Below are 21,452 nucleotides of genomic sequence, written 5' to 3'. Positions count from 1 at the left end.
AAGGTCGTTGCGGAGCGGCACGGCACGGAGACGGCCCGACGAGGGTGCGACGAGCATCACATGATTTCCTGTAAACCACTCCGACAAATCTTGACCTATCCATACAAGTCATGATTCGGTGCGCCCCAAGGCAGCGGGGGAACGATGGGGTCTCGGATACCCCTGATCGCGCCTGTGCGAGGCGTTAACCCAGTACTTTGTCGGGAGCCCTGCGAGTTCCGTGCAGGTCATCCCCGCCCCTCTGACGGGCGAAGCGGCGACAAGGCGAGGTCTGATCGATGCAGTGTCCGACGTGCGGTACCAACACGCCCGGGACGCTCGGTAGGTGTTCACACTGCAACGCGCCGTTGGACCAGCCGGGAACACCACCGGGCGCTCCGCCCCCACCCCCCTTGGGGGCCCCTCCGATGCTCGCCGACCCGGGGACGGGCGCCGCCGGGGACCAGACGATGGTGGTGCCCATGCCGACCGGGGCGGCCCCGCCCCCACCCGGCGCCTCCCATCCCTCCCCTGGCGCTTCCGGTTCCTCCGGTTCGTCCGACGAGTCGACCGCTCCGTGGTCGCTGGTCGACGAGCCCGATGACGACGACGGCGGGTTCACCGTGGCCGCGCCTCCGCCTCCGCCTTCCTGGGCCACCTCCGACCAGCCCTCCCCGGGCGGTGCCCCGGGTCCGGCCCCGGGTCTGGCTCCGGGAGCCGGCCCCGCTCCCGGCGGATTCGGGGGTACGCCCCCGTCCGGTTTCGGGGAGGCGCCCGGCTTCGGAGAGGCGTCCGGCTTCGGAGACGCGCCCGGGGCCCCGTCCGAGTCGATCGTCCCGGAGTCGTGGTACCGGCCCCGCAAGCCGGACGCGCACGGAGCGGAGCCGGAGCAGCGGAACGAGCCGGCGCAGTGGGCGCCCCAGCCCCCGCCGCCGCCCGCGTCCGGCCCGGCCTGGGGGGCGGGTCCCGCCCCCGACCCGCACGGGCAGACGGCGGTGTACGACGCGGGCACCCACCCGGGCGGCGCCACCCGGATGGACCAGCCCCCGGTGCCCATGGGCGCGCCGATGGGCCCCATGGACGGCTCGCTGGGCCCGGCGATGGGCCCGTCCGGCGCGCACGGCTACCCGCCCCCGGAGCACTCCTCCAGCAAGGCGAGCAAGCCGCTGCTCATCACCGTCACCGCGCTCGTCGTGGTGGCGGTCGTCGCGGTCGGCCTGGTGCTCTGGCCCGGCGGGGACGACAAGCCCCCGGCCGCCAAGGCCAGCCCGTCGCCCAGCAACAACACCCCGGTCGCGCAGAAGCAGCCGATCTCCCCGGCCAAGCAGCAGGCCGCCAAGGTGAACGACCTCCTGAACGCCAGCGCCGACACGCGCCGCCAGCTCGCCCAGGCGCTGAACGGCACGTCCAAGTGCGAGACCCTGCCCACCGCCATCAAGGGCTTCCAGGGAGTGGCGCAGCGCCGCAAGAACCAGCTCCGCCGCGCCCAGGGTCTCAAGCTCGACAAGCTGAAGAACGGCGAGCGCATGCGGGTCAGCCTGCGGCAGTCGTTCCAGGCGTCCCTGGAGGCCGACCTGCGGCTGCTCTCGTGGGCCAACCAGGCCCGGCGCAAGTGCCGCGGCAAGCCCCGCCCGGACGTCTCCCGCGCCAAGGGCCGGATACCCGCGGAACGCCGCGCGACCATCGCGAAGAAGCAGTTCGTGACGCTGTGGAACCCCGTCGCCCGCGCGACCGGGCACCCGCCGCGGGCCTGGAACGGCCTGTAGGGGCCTGATCACGACCCGGTTGCGACCAGGGTCCGCACGCCTTCCGGGCGGAGCCGGAGCAGTATCTTGGCTGCGTCGAGTTTCACGGGGAGGATGTGGCGATGCGGTGCCCTGCATGCGGTGGCGACACGAACCCCGCGTTGCCGCGCTGCACGCGCTGCAACGCTCCCCTGGGCGGGTCCGGAGAGGACGCCACCACCCCCGATCCGCTCGCCGGCCCGCGCCACGGCTCGCACCCCGGCCCGCGCCACGGCTCGCACGCTCCGCAGTCCTGGGAGCCGACGCGCGCCGATCCGCCCGGATGGCCGCCCCCCGCCGACACCCCTTCCGGTCCGGCTGGTCCGCCCTGGGAACGGCCGCCCGCCGGCGGCCCGTCCGGCCCGCCGCCCGGTCCGCCGCCTCCGGGTGACCCGACGGGCGAGACGACCATCTCGCTGTCGGACGAGCCCTGGGAGCACGAGCACTGGCCGGAGCCGGAGATCTGGGACCCGTCGTCGGTCCGCAGGAAGCGCACCCTCCCGTACGTGCTGATCGGCTCGGGCCTGGTGGCGCTCGCGGCGATCGCCCTGACCATCGTGTTCTGGCCCGGCTCGGACCGGTCCGGCACGCCCTCGGCCAACGCGCCCGTCCCGCAGAGCGAGGGGGCGGGGCCGCAGAGCACGCCCGCCGGCGACCCGCCCTCGGACTCCGGTTCCGACCTGAACAAGCAGGCCGGGCAGGTGGACGCGCTGCTGACCGAGATGTCCAGCACCCGCTCGGAGCTGGGCTCGGCGGTGACCGCGGGCTGCGGCACCGCCGACATGGAACGGATCCGGACGCAGCGCCAGGAGCAGCTCGGCAAGGCCAAGGCCCTGGAAGTGGACGCCCTGGACAACGGCACGGACCTGCGCGACGCCCTCGTCCGGGCGCTGGAGGCGTCGGTCGAGTCCAACCAGCGCTACCTGGACGCGGCCCCCGGCTGCCCGTCCGACGACGCCGTCCGCCCGGTCAACGAGCGGGCGAGCGCGGCCAAGCGCGAGTTCGTCGGTCACTGGCGGCCCAACGCCGAGAAGGCCGGTCTCGCGGTCCGCGACGCGGACAGCATCTGACCCCGTCCACGAGGCGCCGCGCCCCCGCCTCCCCGCGCCCGCGCGTCCCCACGGCCCCGGTCAGCCGCTCAGGAAGGGCAGGCCGCGGGAGGGGTCCTCGAACGGCAGGATGAGGCGGTCCGGCCAGCTCAGCACCGGCTCCAGCCAGGACTCCACGGACATCGTCCGGGCGACGTCGGCGACCCGGTCGTCCTCGTCCAGCCCGATCGCGACGACCGAGAGGTCCTTGGAGAAGGCCGCGTGGCCGTCATCGCCGCCCAGGGCCGTGAGGGCGATGGGACGGTTCCGTTCCAGCTCCATGGAGAGCGGGTGGCGGCGCAGGGCGCGGAGGCGGTGGCCGAGCTTGGGCTGCGGGGGCTGCTTCAAGCCGGGCAGCTGGTACTCCAGGGGCGGCGCGGGCGCGTGCTTGTCGGGCGCCCCGGCACCGTAGGGGAAGAGGCTCTCCAGCTCGTGGAGCCACCGCACCTGCGGGATCACCCAGACCGGCCCTGGAAGGGTGCCCGTCAAAGGGTGCCGGGCACCGTTCTCGCCCGCCAGGAGCCGCTGGGCGACGTCGGCCACGGCGGCCGTCAGCTCGGCGGGCGGGAAGGCGTGCCGGAGCGCCCAGGAACGCCGTGCGACGGCCCGCTCCAGGACGGTCGCCAGCGTGCACTCGCGCAACCGCGGGGCGAGGCGGGACCAGGCGCGGCCCAGCTCCACCGGCACGGCGGGCAGCGGCCGGTTCACGACATGGGCCAGCACGAGCGTGTCGGCCCACAGCCGCAACCAGGCCCAGTCGGGATGGCCGGCCAGCAGGTCCGCCTCGCGCAGCTCGTACAGCGTGCAGGCACGGCCCGAACGGCACTCGCACCCGCACGCGGCCGAGCGGCGCCCGTCGACCGGTGGCGGCGGGCCGGGCAGCACCGCCTCCCGGCCCTCGCCCAGCGGGATCCGCACCCGCAGCGGGCGGTCCATCCCGTCCGCGAACACCGCGGCCACACCGGGCCGCAGCGACACCACCGCGCGGGACTGGTCCTCGTCCAGGTTCATGGCCGCGCCGACCTGGTGGCGGTCGTCGAACGCGGGCAGCCGGTGGACGACCTTGAGCGCGGTGTTCTTGATCACGTCCGGGACCAGCTTGGTGGGGATCTGCTCCGCCACGATGATGCCCTCGCCGTATGCGCGGATCTCCGCGAGCATCCCGGCGAACAGCTCCACCGCGTGCGAGCTGGTGCGCTCGGGTCCCCGGTTGCGCAGCAGCCGGTGCGCCTCCTCGATCACGATGACGTGCCGCAGGCCGGGCACCACGCCGCCCGCTCCCGGCTCGCGCCGCCGCTCGCGCATCCTCAGGTGCTCCACGATCCGGATGATCAGCGTGCCCATCAGGAACGCCTTGTCCTCGTCGTTGGCGACGTCCTCGATGGCCAGCACGATGTTGTCGCGGAGCATCCCGCCGATGTCGGCCGGGTGCCCGCCCTCGAAGAACCGGCCGGCCGACCCGATCCGCAGCGACCGCAGCCGGACGTCCACGAAGCCCTGCACGTCGGCCATCAGCTCCCGCCCGTACCCGACGTCGCCGATGACCTGGAGGGCGGCGTGCTGGAGCTGCTCCAGGGTCGGGACGGCGGGCTCGATCAGCGAGCCGGGGACGCCGCCGCCGGTGACCACGTCCCAGCCGTTGGCCTCGTACACCCGCTGCAGGGCCTGCGCCATGATCTGCGGGAACGGCTCCTCGGCGTCGAAGGCCGCCTGGAACAGCGCCCGGACCATGTCGATGTGCGCCTGCACCGGGTAGCCGGGCTCGGGCGCCAGCGGGTTGACCGACAGCGGCACCGAGGCCGGGTCGGAGGGGTTGACCACGGTGACCGGGCCGCCCAGGTCGCGGATGCGGCCGGCCATCGCCGCGTACTCCGACTTGGCGGGCTCGATCGCCAGCCAGGGGATGCCCGCCCGGGTCAGCTGCTCCAGCAGGTGCCGCACGGTCTGCGACTTGCCCGCCCCGGTGGCGCCGGTGACGAACACGTGCCGGTTGATCGTGGAACGGGGCACGGTGAGCCGGCCGACCTCGCGGTCCTGCCCGTCCAGGATGGCGCCCAGCTCCAGCGGCGGCCCGCCGGCCGGGCCGGCCTCGTCCGCCCGGCTCCCCGCCGCCGCGTCCGCCGGGGAGCCGGGGGCGGGCTCCTCGGTCTCGGACGTCACGTCGAAGTAGCCGGCGTCCAGGACGCGCAGCCCGGGCACCTCGCGGCGCGGCAGGCCGGCGAGCGCGGCCAGGGCCCCGGCGGTGGCGACGAACGGGTAGCCCTGCTCGGGCTCCACCACGGAGCGGGACGGGGCGGGCGCCGGGTCGGCGCGCAGCGCCTCGGCGAACGGGGCGCTCCCGTACCCGGACCGGAGCCGGTACGGATGGTGGCCCAGCTCCATCGAGCCGACCAGGACCGGCGCGATCTGGCCCAGCTCGGCGGCGTCGGCGGCACCGGCCAGCACCCGCACCCGCCACAGCCCGGCCTCGCGGAAGGCGTCCAGCTCGGCCAGCCGCCGGTCGGCGCGGGCCACCGCCAGCCGGGCCTGCTCGTCCTCGCCGCGCCGCAGCATCCGCAGCTCGTGGTGCAGCTCGCGCATCTCCATGTCGAGCCGGCGCTCGTCGCACGGCTCGGCGACCACGAACCAGCCGAACGGCCGTTCCATCAGCGTGACCAGCGTGGACTCGAACAGGCTCGTCCCGGCCTCGGCCCGCCCGACCTGCGGGGCCAGGCGGCCCGGGCACCGCGTCCACACCATCCGCTCGGCCTGCCGCAGCCACCGTTCGCCGATCGGCACGCCGCGCGCCCCGCTGGGGAACAGCAGGCCCTGCCGGCCCGCGCCGGGGCCGGCCGGGCCCGCGTTGGTGATCAGTTCGAGCGGGGCGCCGCCGCCCGGGGAGAGCCAGCCGACCACGAACGGGCGCCCCCGCCGGGCCGCCGAGAGGGCGGCGGGCAGCACGCTGACGAAGTCCCACTCCGCCGACGCGGGCCGGTCCGGCGCGGGGACGGCCTGGATCCGGTACCAGGGGCCCGGCAGGACGGGCTGGGGCGAGGGGCTGTTCAGGTGCGGGGGCATGGTCACCCAGGCATCCTTTCCTCCCGATGGCCCGCGCGCCACCGGGTGGCAAGGTCCAGGACGGGCACTCAGGGCGGCGGGTCGGCGGCGTGCTTGCCGTTCGGTTTCATCGGCGGGACGCGGCGGGTGCCGCGCCCGCCCGGGCCGCGCGGGCCGGCGCCGCGCGGGAGGGCGTGCCGGGCACGGGACGTCCAGGGGAAGCCCGCCGACCGCTGGCCCGTGGGTGCGGGCAGCGGCCGGGCCTCGCCGCTCGCGTCGCCGGCGTCACGGCCGCCGTTACCCCTCACGTCGTCGCCGCTCACGCCTTCCTCGCCGTCGCCGCTCGCGTCGCCGTCGGCGTTCGCGTCTCTCTCGCCGTCGCCGTCCCCGTCGCCGTTCGCGTCGCCGCTCGGGTCGCCGCTCGGGTCACCGTTCGGGTCGCCGTCGCCGATCCGGGCGGTGACCGTGCCGCCGGGAGGGGGCGTGCCGTTCACCGCACCACCGGCCCCGGAGCCGCCGGCCGTCCCGTTCGCCCGCTCGCCGCCCTGCTTCTGCAGGCGGAGGTACTCCTCGAACTCCATGGAGTGCGCGGTCGGCAGCGTGATGATGCCCGGGTTGGCGTCGACCAGCAGGACGCGACGGCCGGTCGCGCCGGCGTGGGTGAAGACCATCGCGGTGGCCGGCAGCTCCTGCAACTGCGGCGGCTCGACCAGCAGCTCCCGGAAGCGCTGCTTGAGCTCGCCGCCCTCGTCCCGGCGCCGGTCCTCGGTGGCGGCCAGGCTGCGCCCCCAGTCGGTGGCGGAGCTGATCCCCTCGACCAGCGTGGAGTCGTCGGCGGCCGGCGCGGGCAGCGGCGACCACACCGGCTCGGTCAGCTCGTCGCCGCGGGACCGGGCGTAGGCGACCGTGCTGGCGTAGCTCTCCCCGGCCACGTCCGCCAGCGAGACGCCGGCCGCGTCGGTGATCTCGGCGACCAGCAGCGGCTGGTCGGCGCCGATGTGCTCGGCGGCGATCCGGGCGTCCTCGGGGTTGCCCAGCCGCATGAACCCGACGGCGGCGTGGCCGCGGCGGCCGAGCCGTTCGCGGACGTGCGGCGGGATGGACCGGTACAGCAGCACCAGGCCCGTGCCGGCGGCCTCGCAGGCGTCGATCAGCCGGTCCAGCACGTCGCCGCGCAGCTTCTCGGCCCCGCACAGGAACAGCGTGTGGTCCCAGCGTCCCCCGGGCGGCGCCTCGCGGATGCGGTGCGTGAGGGCGGTGGTGACGTAGGTGCCGAGCACCCGGTTGGTGAGCACCCCGGCCCGCCGGTCCATGGAGACCACGTGCAGCCGTGAGGGCGGCAGCCGCACCGGCTCGGCGGCGAGCCTCTCCAGCTTGCGCAGCTGCGCCTCCAGCGCCCAGGCCCGCCGGACGACGATCCGGTCGGCGGCGCCCCGGCCGAACAGGGTCGTGATGCGCTCCAGCTGGGCGTCGGTGAGCAGCCCCTTGCGCAGGTCGTCGCGCGGATCGCCGACCTGGGCCAGGACCCGCAGCGCCGCGGTGATCCGCGGGATCGTGGCGCCCTCGCCGAGCACCTCGATGATCCGCTCCAGGATGGAGTTGTCGAACGAGAGGTCGCGGGTGCCGCTCTGCTCCTCACCCGCGCTCACCACCAGCGACAGCACGTCGGCCAGGGCCTCGCGGCCGAGCCCCCGGGTGGCGTCCAGCCGCGGCAGGTCGGCGGGCAGCACCCACACCAGCGGGTCGTCGCCGCGCGCGGCGGCCAGGCGGAGCAGGTCGTGCGCGACCGCGCCCTCGGAGAGGTCGATCACGGTCAGCCGGGCGCCCGCCGCGAGCCGGGCCGCGCCCATCGTGGTGACCGCGGCCGACCAGCCCGCCAGCGTGCCGCCCACCACGTCGACCCGGTCCACGTCGGGCGGTACGGCGACGGGGTACCACTCGCGCTGGCCCGCGTAGGCGCGCTGCCTGCTCTCCCAGTCGCGGTAGGCGGCGAGGTAGGCCGTCTCGGCGGCGTCGCGCTCACGCTGCCAGGCGGCCCGGAGCCGCTCGGACCGGGTGCGCTCCTGGGCCAGCCGCGCCCGTACGGCGAGTTCGTCCTGCCAGAGCGCGTAGCCGGTGATGCCGAGCACGATCGCGCAGGCGACCATCGCCACCGCGGCGAACGCCCACGGCAGCACGCCGACGAGCCCGCACAGCAGGAAGAGGGCCATGCCGACGCCCCCGCCCGCCGCCGCGATGCGCAGCGGGCGGCCCGCCAGGTACTCGCCCGGCCGCCGTTCGAGCGGCGGCGCCTGCGCGGGCTCCGGCGGCTCCGGCCGCCCGGGCGGCGGGCCCGGGTCGGGATGCATTTGTGCGTAGCGCCAGCCGACGTACACGCGGTCGGCCTGGACGAACCGCGCCATCGCGGGCCCGCTCGCCTTGTCCGTCACTCGTGAGACCCCTGGGTGTTACGAGTAGGTATGGAACGCCTGGGGGTGGGGTTGTTGGTTTCCTACACCGCACAGAGTAAAGAGGATCTGAGATTTACGCGCCCTCTTCAACCGAACAGTGGCACCAATGCCCCACTTTGAACGTCATATCGGTCATCAAGGTCACCCGGCGGAAAGATCGGGCACCGGGCCGGGGTCCGATGGCCGCTTCCGGCCGTTCCCCGAAGCCTCCGAAGCCTCCGAAGCCTCCGAGGCGGCCGCGACGTCGTCGGCCGCCCCGCCGGGACGGACCCGCCGCGGGACGGCCAGCGCCGCCGCCACGCACGCGAGGGGGATCACCGGTGGCTGGTACCGGTAGTCGAACATCACGGTGACGGGCGGGATCACGGTCATCGCCAGCGCCAGGCTCCACGGCAGGAGCGCGGGCCCGCCGCGCCGCCGCCATCCGGCCGCGACCGCCACCAGGCCGAGGGCCAGCAGCCCGGTGAGGAGCGTGCCGCGCATGTACACGTGGTCCTGGTAGCCGCGCAGGAACCCGGCGTACGGCTCGACGATCCGCGTCTCGGCCCGCCCCGGGTCGTAGTCGGGCACGTCCACCTTCACGAACCGCGGCAGCGGCGTCTCCTCGGTGCCGAACCGGTAGTAGCCGACCGTCTTCCTGTCCGGGAAGACCGGCCGCGTCCAGGAGAAGCCGAGGCGCATCTCCTCCCAGACCGCCGCCGCGTAGTCGCCCGGTTGCGCGCGGATCGCCCGCACGGCGAAGTCGCGGGCCAGCGCCTCCTGCTCGGCGGAGAACCAGGGCGGCAGGCGGGGATCGCTGCGCAGCACCGCCTTGCCGCTCCAGACGTAGTAGTGCGAGGCCGGGCGCTTCTCGGGCGGCAGCCGGGGGCACAGGGGCCGCTCCCGCTCGGGCGGGTCGAACTCGGCGCAGTCGACGAACGTCATGGCGCGGCTGTAGAGGAAGATCCCGCTGCTGTTGGTCAGCGCGAACCGGTCGTGCTCGGAGTGGAACCACGTCGCGTACAGCGCCAGCGGCACCGCCGCGCCCGCCGCCCCCAGCGCCAGCGCCCGCCATCCGGCCCGGCGGATCACCAGGTAGCCCAGGAGGAGGACGAGCAGCGGCAGCGCCACCGAGCGGGTCAGGGCGGCCAGCGCGAGCAGCAGCCCGGCCGCCGCCGCGGCGCGCGGCCCGGGGACCGGCCTCCAGAGCGCCACGGTGACCGCCCCCACCACCAGCGCGGTGAACAGCGTGTCGGACATGACCATGTGCTCGAGCTGGATCTCGTACGCGTCCAGCAGGACGGGCGCCGCCGCGAGGGCCGCGCCCCAGCCGGGCAGGCCGAACCTTTTGCGCAGCAGCACGTACACCGCCGTGGCCACGCCGAGCCCGAGCAGGTGCTGCAGCACGATCACCAGCTCGAAGCTGTGGAACGGCAGGAGCGCCCGCAGGAACAGGGAGTAGCCCGCCGGGCGGGCCGGCGAGGGGGTCGGCTCCAGCGCCCCGGCGATGTACTCGAAGGAGTCGGGGAACCACATCGCCCACCGGTAGCCGAGCACGGTGAGCACGCGCAGCACGGCGCCGATGAGGAACAGGATCAGGAACGGCCAGTGCGCGACGGCGAAGGCCCGGAGGCGGGAACCGGGGGGAGGCATTCGGCGCAGGATATGGCGCCACCCCTCCGCGGCACCAGCCGGAAGGACCGTTTTCCCCTATCCGGTCAGGCTTTCAGGCCCCCGTCGCCGGAGCGGATCTGCGCCAGCGCCGCCTTGAGCCGCGGCCTCAGCACCCGCTGGGCCGGCAGTTCCACCAGCTTGTAGACCAGGTACGACGCGGCGACCGACGTGGCGATCGCGAGGGCCAGGACCGTCCACTTGGAGTAGTACGGGAACAGCGTCCTGATCAGGGGCCGCGACACCGTCTCGTGCATGAGGTAGAGCGGGTAGGTCAGGGCCCCCATGACCGTGAAGCCGCGCCAGCTCAGCCAGCGCAGCCTCCCCGTCGCGACGAGCCCCATCACCAGGAACAGCACCGCCAGGATCGTCGGGATCAGCCACTCGTCGACGCCGGGCCACTTGAACGGCTCGTCCGGCCGTTCCACCGAGAAGTGGGTGCTCAGCCCGTAGCAGCCGAGCACGATCAGCCACAGGATCAGGTTCGAGCCGAACCGGTGGATCAGGTAGAAGGCCATGCCCGCGATGAAGAACGGCGCCCAGCCCGAGATCAGCAGCGTGTTGATCATCTTGCCGCCGCCCTCGACCGCGAACGCCGCCGCCAGCAGCCAGGCCGTCATGAAGATCACGCAGCGGGCGTAGCTGAGCCCGACCGCCGCCAGGATCGCGATCAGCACGTAGAAGTGCAGCTCGGTCCAGAGCGTCCAGTACAGCACCTCGATCTTGGGAACGTGCCAGCCGTCCTGGAGCATGGTGAGGTTGGGCAGGTAGCTGCGCGCCACGCCCAGCTCACCGGTGGTCCCCGAGTGGATGCCGGTGACCAGGAAGATGACCAGGCCGAGGGTGACCGCGAACCAGTACGCCGGGAACAGCCGGGTGATCCGGGAGACGGCGAAGTCGCCCACCTGCCGTCCCCACACGCTCATCAGGATCACGAACCCGCTGATCAGGAAGAACAGCTCCACCCCGAGCAGGCCCTCGCGGGTGACCATGGAGATCTCGTGGAAGAGCGTGCGCGCGTCCTGCCCCCAGGCCCCGGTCGGCACCCCGGTGAAGTGGTAGATCATCACCACCGCGGCGGCGATGAAGCGCAGCAGGTCCAGCTCCCGCAGCCGGGACTGGGAGCGGCCGGCGGGGACGGCCGGGAGGGCGCCCGGGGCGGGCATCGCGTGCTTCGGCGCGGACGCTCTCTCGGGCGCGGGCGCGGGACGGGCGGGGGCGGCCGGGGGGTGGGCGGGGGGAGCTGGCGGGTTCATCGGATATCCGGGTCTCCGAGGGCTTCGTCGTTGGGACGCGGGCCCGCGCGCAGCCCCGCGGCCAGGCCGCGGAGGAGCCCCCGGCGCAGGACGGCCCGGTCCTGGGAGCGTACGAAGGTCACGGTCCATCGTCGGGCGGTCGAGCCACCGTAGAGTACGCGCTCGCCGGGGGCCAGGCCCGGACTTCGGGTGAACAGCCAGACCTTGTTGCGGACCTCGTAGAAGAACCGCTCCCCCGGATCCACGTCGGTCGACCCGAACGTCCTGGTCTTGTGCACCACCACGCTGCCGGGGCACAGCACGCCCGCCCGGCCGCGCAGGAGACGGGTGGTGAACTCGAAGTCGTCGTTCCAGAGGAAGTAGTCGGCGACGGGCAGCCCCCGCTCCCGGACGGCCGCCGCCTCGACCAGGACCGAGACGAAGGACGCCGAGCGGATCGGGACGCAGCCGGCCGCCTCGGCCGCCTCCGCCTCGGCCCGGCCGGCCCGGGGCTTGCGGCGCGGGGTGTTCATCGGGTGGTCGCGGCCGTCGGTCCACACGACCCGGCTGGCGACCAGCGCGGGCGGTCCGGGCACCCGGTCGCGGGCGTCCAGGAGCGCGGCCAGCGCGCCGGGCTCGGGCACGGTGTCGTCGTCCATCAGCCAGACCAGGCCGGCGCCGCGTTCCAGCGCCAGGCCGAGTCCCGCGGCGAACCCGCCGGCGCCGCCGGTGTTGCGGGGCAGGGACAGCAGCTCCACCTCGCCGAACCGGTCCCGGACGAGGGCGGCGGTGCCGTCGGAGGAGGCGTTGTCGACGACGATGACGGCGTCGGGGACCCGGGTCTGCGCCCGGATCGCGGTCAGCGCCTCCACCAGCAGGTCGCGCCGGTTGTAGGTGACGACGACGGCGATGACGCGGGGCGCGGCGCCGCCCGCCTCATCCACGGCCGCGGCTCCCCCGGGACCGGCCGGACGACCGGCGCATCACCGAGGGCCGGGTGGGGGGCAGCGCGGTCAGCCGGGCGAGCTGCTCGCGGACCTGGGCCAGCTCGTGGTTGATCTCGGCGATCTGGGCGCGCTCGCGGGACCGGGCCAGGTCGCGCAGCAGCGCCTCGATCACCTCGACCGCCGCGTCGGTCAGCGCGGACGGCTCGGCGGGACCGGCCGGGGCCATGTTGACGAAGTCGGGCATCAGGTCGGCCAGGTCGCCGATGACGTCGTAGCCGGCCGCGTCCAGTCCCTCGATCAGCTCCCGGGACCGGGTGCGCATCCACGGGTGGTGCCGGACCGGCAGGACGATCTCGGTCCCGCCGGTCCGCGCGGCCAGCAGGCCGTTGGCCAGGTGACGGCGGACCAGCGGCTCGTAGTCGCCGCCCAGCGCGAAATCGAGCCGCTCGTTGACCCGGCGCAGCAGCTCCGCCTCGGCCAGGCCCAGCGGCTCCGGTTCGTGCACCGCCGCGAGGTCGCACCACTCCGGCGCGATCCCGGTCAGCTCCGCGAAGCGGGCCCAGAGGCCGGCGCCGCCGGACCGGCCCGGCCCGCCCCGCGGGGCGACGATCACGTGCACCCGCTCGCGCGGCACCGCCGCGCCCCAGGCGCGCAGCACCCGGACCGGGTCGTGCAGGCCCCAGAACATCTCGCCGAACGGAGGGGGCGCGTCGATCCCCTTCATCACCAGGTCGTCGACGAACTCGTCGAACGTCACGGTGTGCTCGTGCTTGACGTGCTCCTGCCAGTCGGCGGCCATCTGCCGGGCCAGGTCCCGGGCGGTGAAGACGATGTGCACCTCGCCCGGCCCGAACGACTCGACCGCCCGCCGGGCCTGGGCCGCGGTGGCGCCGCCCAGCAGTTCCTGGGACAGCACCACGCGTCCGCCGTCCCACGCGCGCACCCGCTCGGCCAGCCGGTCCCACACGCCGATCCAGGCGGGGTCGCGGTGGCCGCCCCAGGACATCTCGCGCAGGTCCATGGTCGCGGCGAAATGCTGGTGGGGGTCTTCGAGGGGATAGCGGATCCCGTGCTCGGCCAGCGCCGGGCCGTGGTGCCACAGCGCCTCCTGCACGGCCCCGGCTCCCACCAGCGGCGCTCCGATGTGCAGGAAGATCTGCTTGTCCTGGCTCATGGGGTCAGTCTCACTTCCGTGTCTCGGCGAGCCGCCAGTAGGCCACGCGGGCGCTCATGACGAGGCGGTTGCGCTCGCTCAGCGTCCGGACGGCCTTCTTCACCGGGGACACCGACATCTCCACCAGATCGCCGGCCGCCTCGCTGAGCAGGGCGACCTGCTCCTCCATGAGGTCGGCGGACCCGGCCTCGCCCGGATCCTCCCGGCGGTGGAAGGCGCACTGCCGCAGCAGCTGCGCGAGCGCGTCCACGGCGGCGTCCAGCACCTCCTCCTCGGGGACGCGCCCCGGGTCGGAGGCGGCGGGCGGGTTCGCGGGGGCGGGCAGCAGCTCGTCCAGGTCGCCCTCGACCCGGTAGCCCGCCTCGCGCAGGGCGCCGGCCAGCCGCCGCGAACGTTCCAGGACCCAGGGCAGGTACGTCTCGGGCAGCCGGATCCGGGTCGCGCCCTTCCGGGCGGTCAGCACCGACTGGGCGAGGTCGTGCTTGACGAACACGTCGTGGACGGGCCATTCGACGGACCCGCGGGTGGCCAGGTTGATCCGGCGGATCAGCTCGGTCTCGGCGACCCCGAGCGAGGGGTTGGCGAAGACCTGCGAGGTGTCCAGCCCGGACGGGTCCACGCCGAGGACCGCGCAGAAGCGTTCCAGCAGCAGTTCGGTGGGCGCCCCCGGCGGCGGGAGGGTCACCACGTGCACGCGCTCGGGCGGGATCCGCCCGGCGGGCCCCTCGCCCCAGCGTTCGAGGACGGCGGCGGCGTCCTGCATCCGCCAGAACTCCCGGACCCACCGCGAACGCGCGGCGCCCGGGTCGCGCAGCCCGGTCACGAACTCGCCGAACGTCATGGTCAGGCGGTTCTTGACGTCCTCCTGCCAGTGCGCCGGGATCTGCCGTGCCAGGTCGCGGGCGGTGTAGACGAGGTGGACCTCGGCGAAGCCGAGGTCGGCCAGGGCGCGCGCGACGTGCGCGGGGGTCGCCGCGCTGAGCAGCTCCTGCGAGATGAGGGCGGCCGGGCCGTCCCAGGCGCGGATCTCCTCCACCATGCGGGCCCAGGCCCCGCGCGTCACCGGGTCGTCGTGGCCGTCGAAGAACGCCCCGCGCAGGTCGAACGCCGCCCAGACGTGGGCCGAGGGCTCGTCGCCCGGATAGAGCAGCCCGTGCCCGGCCAGGACGTCCCGGTTGTGCCACATGACGTTCTGGAGGTAGGTGGTGCCGCTCTTGGGCGCGCCCACGTGCACGTACACGACGGGGGTCAAGGATCACCACCCATGGGGGTCGAGGGGGTCGCGGAACGGGATGTGGGTCACCATCGCCGGGGAACGGTCCGCGCGAGGATCGGCCAGCGGGTATCTTAGCTGCGCACTTGCCCTTTAAGTCCCGTTCTTGGCAACAGCCGCCCGCTCCCGAACAGCACCAGGTCACGTCCCAGCATGGCACTCTCGCAGAGAACGGGCCCGGCGCCGTCGTCCCCCGGGGTTGCCTCGATGAATGTTGATCTTGTAGTGGCCGGTTCCGGCTTCTTCGGCCTGACCGTCGCCGAACGCTGCGCGTCCGAACTGGGACTGCGGGTCCTGGTCCTGGAACGCCGCGACCACATCGGCGGGAACGCCTACAGCGAGCCCGAGCCGGAGACCGGCATCGAGATCCACCGCTACGGCGCGCACCTCTTCCACACGTCCAACGAACGGGTGTGGGAGTACGCCAACCGGTTCACCGCGTTCACCGGCTACCAGCACCGGGTGTTCTCCACCTTCAAGGGCCGGGTCCATTCGATGCCGATCAACCTCGGCACGATCTGCTCCTATTTCGGACGATCGTTCACGCCGGACGAGGCGCGGGCCCTGGTGGCCTCGCAGGCGGCCGAGGTGACCGACCCGGCGAATCTGGAGGAGAAGGCGATCTCGCTGATCGGGCGCCCGCTGTACGAGGCGTTCATCCGCGGGTACACGGCGAAACAATGGCAGACCGACCCGCGCGAGCTGCCCGCCGAGATCATCGCCCGGCTGCCGGTGCGGTACACCTTCGACAACCGGTACTTCAACGACACCTACGAGGGGCTCCCGGTCGACGGCTACACCGCCTGGCTGGAGCGGATGGCCGACCACCCGCGCATCGAGGTCCGCCTCGGCACCGACTTCCACGACCTGCGGGACGACGTGGTCGGCGCCGTCCCCGTCGTCTACACCGGGCCGCTGGACCGCTACTTCGGGTTCGCCGAGGGCGAGCTGGGCTGGCGCACCCTGGACTTCGAGCTGGAGGTCAAGCCGACCGGCGACTTCCAGGGCACCCCGGTGATGAACTACGCCGACGAGGACGTCCCCTACACCCGTATCCACGAGTTCCGGCACTTCCATCCCGAGCGGGACCACTACCCCGCCGACAGGACCGTCATCATGCGGGAGTACTCGCGGTTCGCCGGGCGCGGCGACGAGCCGTACTACCCGATCAACACCGCCGAGGACCGCGCCCGGCTGCTGCGCTACCGGGCGATGGCCGGGCGGGAGGACGGGGTCCTGTTCGGCGGGCGCCTGGGCACCTACAAGTACCTCGACATGCACATGGCCATCGCCAGCGCGCTCAACATGGTCGACAACAGGCTGCGGCCCCACTTCACCGGAGGGGCCCGGCTCGTCAGCGGAGGGACGGACGATTGACCACGGACACGACCGCCGGGGGAGCCGCGGGCACCGGGAGCCCCGGGAACGGCGGGCTGCGGGTGCTGCACCGCGTCGTCATGCCGGTCGACCGCGACCAGGACATCCTCAAGCTCTACCTCGAGGGCAACATCGTCCGCGCCCGGGACGCCGGCCAGGACGGCCCGCACGGTGAGCACGCCCCTGAGCCGGGGTCCCAGCCGGGCGCCGAGCCGGTGCCGGGGGCCGAGCCGGTGCCGGGCGCCGCGTCCGGGACGGGGGCGACGGCCGAGTTCCAGCCCGCCGAGCACTGGGACGGCTCCGACCGCGACGACGAGGACGACGGCCCGGGCGGCGCGTCCGACCGGCGCCGGGTCGTGGTGCCCGCCGGGCGCCGCGTCTCGTTCCTGACCTACTTCAACGCCTTCCCGGCCAGCTACTGGCGGCGCTGGACCCGGCTGGAGGAGGTCGTGCTCCGGGTACGGGTCCGCGGCGACGCGAAGATCCTGGTCTACCGGTCCAACTCCAAGGGCCACTCGCAGCGGCTGGAGTCGCACGAGGTGCACTCGGCCGCCACCGAGGAACGGCTCTTCACCCTGCCGCTCAAGCCGTTCGTCGACGGCGGCTGGTACTGGTTCGAGCTGGTGGCCGGGGAGAGCCCGGCCGTGCTGGAGCGGGCCGAGTGGTGCGCCGAGACCGACACGCTGCCCGGCCGCAACGGGCGGGGCCGCACCAGCATCGGGATCACCACCTACAACCGGCCCGACTTCTGCGTCGAGCAGCTGATCGCGCTCGGCCGGGCCACCGAGGTCCTGGAGGTCATCGACGAGATCTTCGTGATCGACCAGGGCGACCGGCGGGTCGAGGACCATCCCGGCTTCCCCGACGCAGCCAAGGCCCTGGAGGGCCGGCTCCGCGTCATCGACCAGGGCAACCTGGGCGGCTCCGGCGGCTTCGCCCGCGCGATGGACGAGACCGTCCGGGCCGGGACCAGCGACTACGTGCTGCTGCTGGACGACGACGTGGTGACCGAGCCCGAGGGCATCCTGCGCGCGGTCACGTTCGGCGACCTCACCCGCAAGCCGACCATCGTCGGCGGGCACATGTTCAGCCTGTACGACCGGTCGGTGCTGCACGCCTACGGCGAGACGCTCGCCCCGTACCGGTGGTTCTGGGGCCCGGCCCCGCACACCTTCCACGGGCACGACTTCGGCTACCACCGGATGCGCGAGACGCACTGGCTGCACCGCCGCATCGACGTGGACTACAACGGCTGGTGGATGTGCCTGATCCCCACCGAAGTGATCAAGGACGTCGGGCTGTCCATGCCCATGTTCATCAAGTGGGACGACGCCGAGTACGGCGTGCGGGCACGGGCCGCCGGCCACCCGACGGTCTCGCTGCCGGGCGTCGCGGTCTGGCACGTGCCGTGGCACGACAAGGACGACACCATCGACTGGCAGGCGTACTTCCACGAGCGCAACCGGCTGGTGTCGGCGCTGGTCCACTCCCCCTACGACCGCGGCGGCAACCTGCTCAAGGAGAGCCTGTTCGTCTCCGTCAAGCACGCGCTGGCCATGCAGTACTCGGCCGCCGAGCTGATGCTGATGGCGATCGAGGACGTGCTGCGCGGCCCCGACCACATGCACGCCTCGATCGTCACCAAGATGGGCGAGATCCGGGCCTTCCGGAAGCGGTTCACCGACGCCAAGTACGAGGAGGACCTGGAGGACTTCCCGGCGATCCGGCGGTCCAGGCCGCCGCGCAAGGGCCGCGAGGCCGCGCCGCCCAAGGACCGCAAGGGCATGATCAAGGCCGCGGTGGTCGGCGGGATCAAGCAGCTGAAGCCGGTGGACGCGGCGGCGTTCCGCAACCCGCAGGCGCTCGTCCCGCACATCGACCTGCGCTGGTGGAAGCTGTCGCAGTTCGACAGCGCGCTGGTGTCGGCGGCCGACGGCACCGGCGCCGCCTGGTACCAGCGCGACCCGAAGCGTTTCCGCTCCCTGATGCAGCGCACCAGCGCCCTGCACGGCAGGCTGTACAAGGAGTGGCCGCGGCTCAGCCAGGAGTACCGTTCCGCCATGGGTGAGCTGACTTCTCCGGAGCGGTGGCGCGAGACCTTCGAGGCGTCGCGCCGTTCCCCGTGACGGCCGTGGACCCCACCACCCGCCCCGGCGCGGACGCCGGGGCGGAGGCCGGGGCGGGCGCCGGGGCGGCCCCGGTGACCGGCCGGGTCCCGAAGCTGCGCGACCCCGCGAGCGGCGGCGGCTTCGCCGAGGTGATACGCCGCCGCTACCTGCTGCGGCTGCTGGTGCGCCGGGAGCTCAAGGCCCGCTACAAGGGATCCCTGCTCGGCCTCGGCTGGTCCTACGTGCGGCCCGCGGTGTACTTCGCCGTCTACTTCTTCGTGGTCGGCGTCTTCATGGGCATGGACCGGGTCATCAAGGACTTCCCGGTCTACCTCTTCTCGGGCATGGTGCTGGTCAACCTGTTCACCGAGACGCTGCAGTCGGCGACCCGCTCGGTGCTCCACAACGCGCCGCTGGTGCGGAAGGTGTACCTGCCGCGCGAGCTGTTCCCGACCGCGTCGCTGCTGGTGTCGCTGGTGCACTTCCTCCCGGGGATGGCGATCCTGGTCATCGGGTCGGTGTCGTACGGCTGGCGGCCCTCGCTCTCCGGGCTGGCCGGCGCGGCGGTGGGCCTGACCATCGTCATCCTGTTCGCGATCGGGCTCGGGCTGCTGTGCGCGGCGATCAACGTGTTCTTCCACGACATGGAGCAGGTCGTGGACATCACCATGATCGTCGTCGCCTGGACGGTGCCGATGATCTACCCCTGGACCCATGTCCGCGACCACGCCCCGCTCTGGCTGCTGCAGGTCTACCTCACCAACCCGCTGGTCAGCGCCGTCTCGCTGTTCCAGCGGGCGTTCTGGGAACCGGTCGCGCCCGGCGCGCTGCCGCCCGTCCCCGCGCTCGGCGCGCACACCGTGGCGTCGCTCGGGTTCGCGGTCGCGGTCTTCCTCAGCGGGCAGTGGGCCTTCGCCACCCTGCAGAAGCGTTTCGCCCAGGAGCTGTGACGTGGCCGAACCGACCCCCCAGACCCCCCACGAAGCGCGTCACTCTGAGGGGAAGACCCTCCAGACCCCCCACGAGTCGATAGTGGTGGACTCCGTCAACAAGACGTTCACCATCCGGCACGCCCGCTCCATCAAGGACATGACCGTGCGGGCGGTGCGCCGCCAGAGCCAGTCGGAGACCTTCAACGCCCTGGAGGACGTCAGCCTCACCGTCCGGCAGGGCGAGACCGTCGCGCTGATGGGGCTGAACGGGTCGGGCAAGAGCACGCTGCTGAAACTGATCTCCGGGGTGCTCTCCCCCGACGCGGGTTCGGTACGGGTGCGCGGCCGGATCGCCGGGCTGATCGACGTGGGGGCGGGCCTGCACCCGGACCTGACCGGCCGCGAGAACCTGTACCTGAACGCCGCCATCCTCGGCATGGACCAAGCCGAGATCCGGAGCAAGTTCGACGCGATCGTGGAGTTCTCCGGGGTGGAGCGGTTCCTGGACACCCAGGTGAAGTTCTACTCGTCCGGGATGTTCATGCGGCTGGCGTTCTCCATCGCCGCCCACACCGAACCGGACATCTTCCTGATCGACGAGGTGCTGGCCGTGGGCGACCCCCCGTTCCGGGAGAAATGCCTGGCACGGATCCGCGAGCTGCGCGACGAGGGCCGCACGATGGTGATCGTGGCCCATGACATCCAGATGCTGATCAAGCTGTGCGACCGAGGAGTCATGATGAGGGGCGGCCGCAAGATCTTCGATGGCGACGTGGCGGAGGCCGGCGCGCTGTGGCGGGAGGACCGCCAGGCCCGCCGCCGCTCCGGCAAGAAGCCGGACGTGGACGTGGCGCCCCCGGCCGGGCCGGCCGGAGGTTGACGGCGCGCATGTTCCCGCTCCCCTCCGCCCTGCGCCGCTGCGCCGCGCTGGCGGTGTTCCTGCTGGTCCTGTCCGGGTGCGCGGTCGGCGAGGAGCCGCCCGGCACGCCGCGGGGCGGCCCCCCGCCGCAGGGCACCAAGCCCAACATCGTGTTCATCCTGACCGACGACCTCAGCTGGGACCTCGTCGACTACATGCCGCGCGTCAGGAAGATGCGCGAGCAGGGCGTCACGTTCACCAACTTCATCGTCACGAACACGCTGTGCTGCCCGTCCCGGGCCACGATCCTGACGGGCAGGTACCCCCACAACACGCAGGTGCTGACCAACGAGCCGCCCAAGGGCGGATGGCAGCGCTTCAACACCAACGGCGGCGAACGCGACACGTTCGCCACGACCCTGGAGGCGGCGGGCTACCGCACCGCCCTGATGGGCAAGTACCTCAACGGCTACGACCCCGCGAAGATCCAGGCGGGGGAGCCCGCGTTCGTGCCGCCCGGATGGACCGAGTGGTACGCGACCAGCCTCGGCTACAAGCACTACGACTACACGCTGAGCGAGAACGGCCGCGCCGTCCCGTACGGGAGCACTCCGGCCGACTACCTGACCGACGTGCTGGCGAACAAGGCCGTGGACTTCGTCAACAGGTCGCCCTCCAACCGGCCGTTCCTGATGAAGCTGTCGACGTTCGCCCCGCACGCGCCGTTCACGCCCGCGCCGCGGCACGCCGGGGCCTTCCCGGACGTCCGGGCGCCGCGCGGCCCCGCGTTCAACGAGCCCGACATCTCCGACAAGCCGGGCTGGATGCACGCCTGGCCGAAGATCGGTCCCAAGGGGATCGCGACCATCGACCGCAAGTACCGGGGCCGGGTGCGGATGGTGCAGGCGGTGGACGAGATGGTCGGCCGGGTGCAGCAGGCCCTGGCCGACCGGGGGCTCGACCGCGACACCTACATCGTGTTCGGCTCCGACAACGGCTTCCACATGGGCCAGCACCGCCTGGTCGAGGGGAAGGGCACCGCCTACGACGTGGACGTGCGGGTGCCGCTCATCGTCACCGGGCCGGGCGTCCCGCGCGGGCGCGCGGTGGGGCAGATCACCGCCAACACCGACCTGCGGCCGACCTTCGAGGAGCTGGCCGGCGTGAAGACCTCCCCGTCGGTGGACGGCCGGTCGCTCGTCCCGTTCCTGCGCGGCGCGCAGCCCGGCTCCTGGCGCAACTCGATCCTCATCGAGCACGCCGGCCCGGTCACCGACCCGCACGATCCCGACTATCCGGGCCGAGGGTGGGGCAACCCCCCGTCCTACCTGGCGGTGCGGACGGCCGGTGAGCTCTACCTGGAGTACGACGCCGGCGAGCGCGAGTACTACGACCTGCGCCTCGATCCGTCCTCGCTGCGCAACACGGCCGGGGAGCTGCCGATCCCGCGCCGCGACCGGCTGGCCGACCTCATCGCCGCGCTGGAGGCGTGCGCCGGGGCGTCGTGCCGTACCGCCGAGCAGCGTTCCTGACCCGCCCGCCGGGTCGCTCACGCCACGT

General features: G+C 73.4%; 14 protein-coding genes. 7 read left to right on the top strand and 7 right to left on the bottom strand.

The genetic code is table 11. The features are described 5' to 3' along the window. Positions 1–407 precede the first annotated feature (407 nt). Together IW256_RS37030 and IW256_RS37025 are read left to right on the top strand one after the other, a co-directional pair. Positions 408–1,745, top strand: a complete 1,338-nt coding sequence (locus tag IW256_RS37030; protein WP_197015375.1) for a hypothetical protein — start codon at positions 408–410, stop codon at positions 1,743–1,745. A 140-nt stretch (positions 1,746–1,885) separates the two neighbouring features. Beyond that, on the top strand, positions 1,886–2,833 hold the full coding sequence (locus tag IW256_RS37025) for a hypothetical protein (RefSeq protein WP_197015374.1): 948 nt from the start codon (positions 1,886–1,888) through the stop codon (positions 2,831–2,833). A gap of 60 nt (positions 2,834–2,893) precedes the next feature. On the opposite strand, the gene IW256_RS37020 is transcribed toward IW256_RS37025, so the two are convergent. The 7 genes from IW256_RS37020 to IW256_RS36990 all read right to left on the bottom strand — a co-directional run bounded on the left by IW256_RS37020 (position 2,894) and on the right by IW256_RS36990 (position 14,595). After that, the gene (locus tag IW256_RS37020) at positions 2,894–5,908 is read right to left on the bottom strand and encodes an ATP-binding protein (protein WP_197016766.1); all 3,015 of its coding nucleotides are present in this window, start codon (positions 5,906–5,908) and stop codon (positions 2,894–2,896) included. Between the two features lie 68 nt (positions 5,909–5,976). Then, complete coding sequence (locus IW256_RS37015) at positions 5,977–8,316, bottom strand: hypothetical protein (RefSeq protein ID WP_307829317.1); 2,340 nt, start codon at positions 8,314–8,316, stop codon at positions 5,977–5,979. A 162-nt stretch (positions 8,317–8,478) separates the two neighbouring features. Next, positions 8,479–9,969: a hypothetical protein gene (locus IW256_RS37010; protein WP_197015373.1), complete on the bottom strand. Its 1,491-nt coding sequence runs from the start codon at positions 9,967–9,969 to the stop codon at positions 8,479–8,481. A 65-nt stretch (positions 9,970–10,034) separates the two neighbouring features. After that, complete coding sequence (locus IW256_RS37005; protein ID WP_231404082.1) at positions 10,035–11,243, bottom strand: acyltransferase family protein; 1,209 nt, start codon at positions 11,241–11,243, stop codon at positions 10,035–10,037. After that, a complete protein-coding gene (locus IW256_RS37000) occupies positions 11,240–12,166 on the bottom strand; it encodes a glycosyltransferase (RefSeq protein ID WP_197015371.1) in 927 nt (308 codons plus the stop codon). Before IW256_RS37000 ends, IW256_RS37005 begins: the two co-directional genes overlap by 4 nt. Further along, positions 12,159–13,343 carry a hypothetical protein gene (locus tag IW256_RS36995; RefSeq protein ID WP_197015370.1) on the bottom strand — a complete coding sequence of 395 codons (1,185 nt, stop codon included), beginning with the start codon at positions 13,341–13,343 and terminating at the stop codon, positions 12,159–12,161. The genes IW256_RS37000 and IW256_RS36995 overlap by 8 nt, the downstream gene beginning before the upstream one ends. Before the next feature lie 10 nt (positions 13,344–13,353). Continuing rightward, a complete protein-coding gene (locus IW256_RS36990; protein ID WP_197015369.1) occupies positions 13,354–14,595 on the bottom strand; it encodes a hypothetical protein in 1,242 nt (413 codons plus the stop codon). 228 nt (positions 14,596–14,823) lie between these two features. Between IW256_RS36990 and glf the strand changes: the two genes are divergently transcribed. From glf to IW256_RS36965, 5 genes are all read left to right on the top strand, one after another. Then, positions 14,824–15,993, top strand: coding sequence for a UDP-galactopyranose mutase (gene glf / locus IW256_RS36985; RefSeq protein WP_197015368.1), 1,170 nt, complete (start codon positions 14,824–14,826; stop codon positions 15,991–15,993). Beyond that, positions 15,990–18,119: a glycosyltransferase gene (locus IW256_RS36980; RefSeq protein ID WP_231404081.1), complete on the top strand. Its 2,130-nt coding sequence runs from the start codon at positions 15,990–15,992 to the stop codon at positions 18,117–18,119. Before glf ends, IW256_RS36980 begins: the two co-directional genes overlap by 4 nt. A gap of 5 nt (positions 18,120–18,124) precedes the next feature. Continuing rightward, the gene (locus IW256_RS36975; protein WP_307829316.1) at positions 18,125–19,051 is read left to right on the top strand and encodes an ABC transporter permease; all 927 of its coding nucleotides are present in this window, start codon (positions 18,125–18,127) and stop codon (positions 19,049–19,051) included. Between the two features lie 85 nt (positions 19,052–19,136). Continuing rightward, positions 19,137–19,913, top strand: coding sequence for an ABC transporter ATP-binding protein (locus IW256_RS36970; protein ID WP_307829315.1), 777 nt, complete (start codon positions 19,137–19,139; stop codon positions 19,911–19,913). Positions 19,914–19,921: 8 nt separating this feature from the next. Then, positions 19,922–21,424 (top strand): sulfatase family protein, encoded by a 1,503-nt coding sequence (locus tag IW256_RS36965; RefSeq protein WP_197015367.1) that lies wholly within the window; start codon positions 19,922–19,924, stop codon positions 21,422–21,424. The last annotated feature ends 28 nt before the right edge of the window (positions 21,425–21,452 follow it).

The organism is Actinomadura viridis (assembly GCF_015751755.1).
GTDB classification, from domain to species: Bacteria; Actinomycetota; Actinomycetes; order Streptosporangiales; family Streptosporangiaceae; genus Spirillospora; species Spirillospora viridis.
This window is presented reverse-complemented; position numbering and strand designations above follow the sequence as displayed.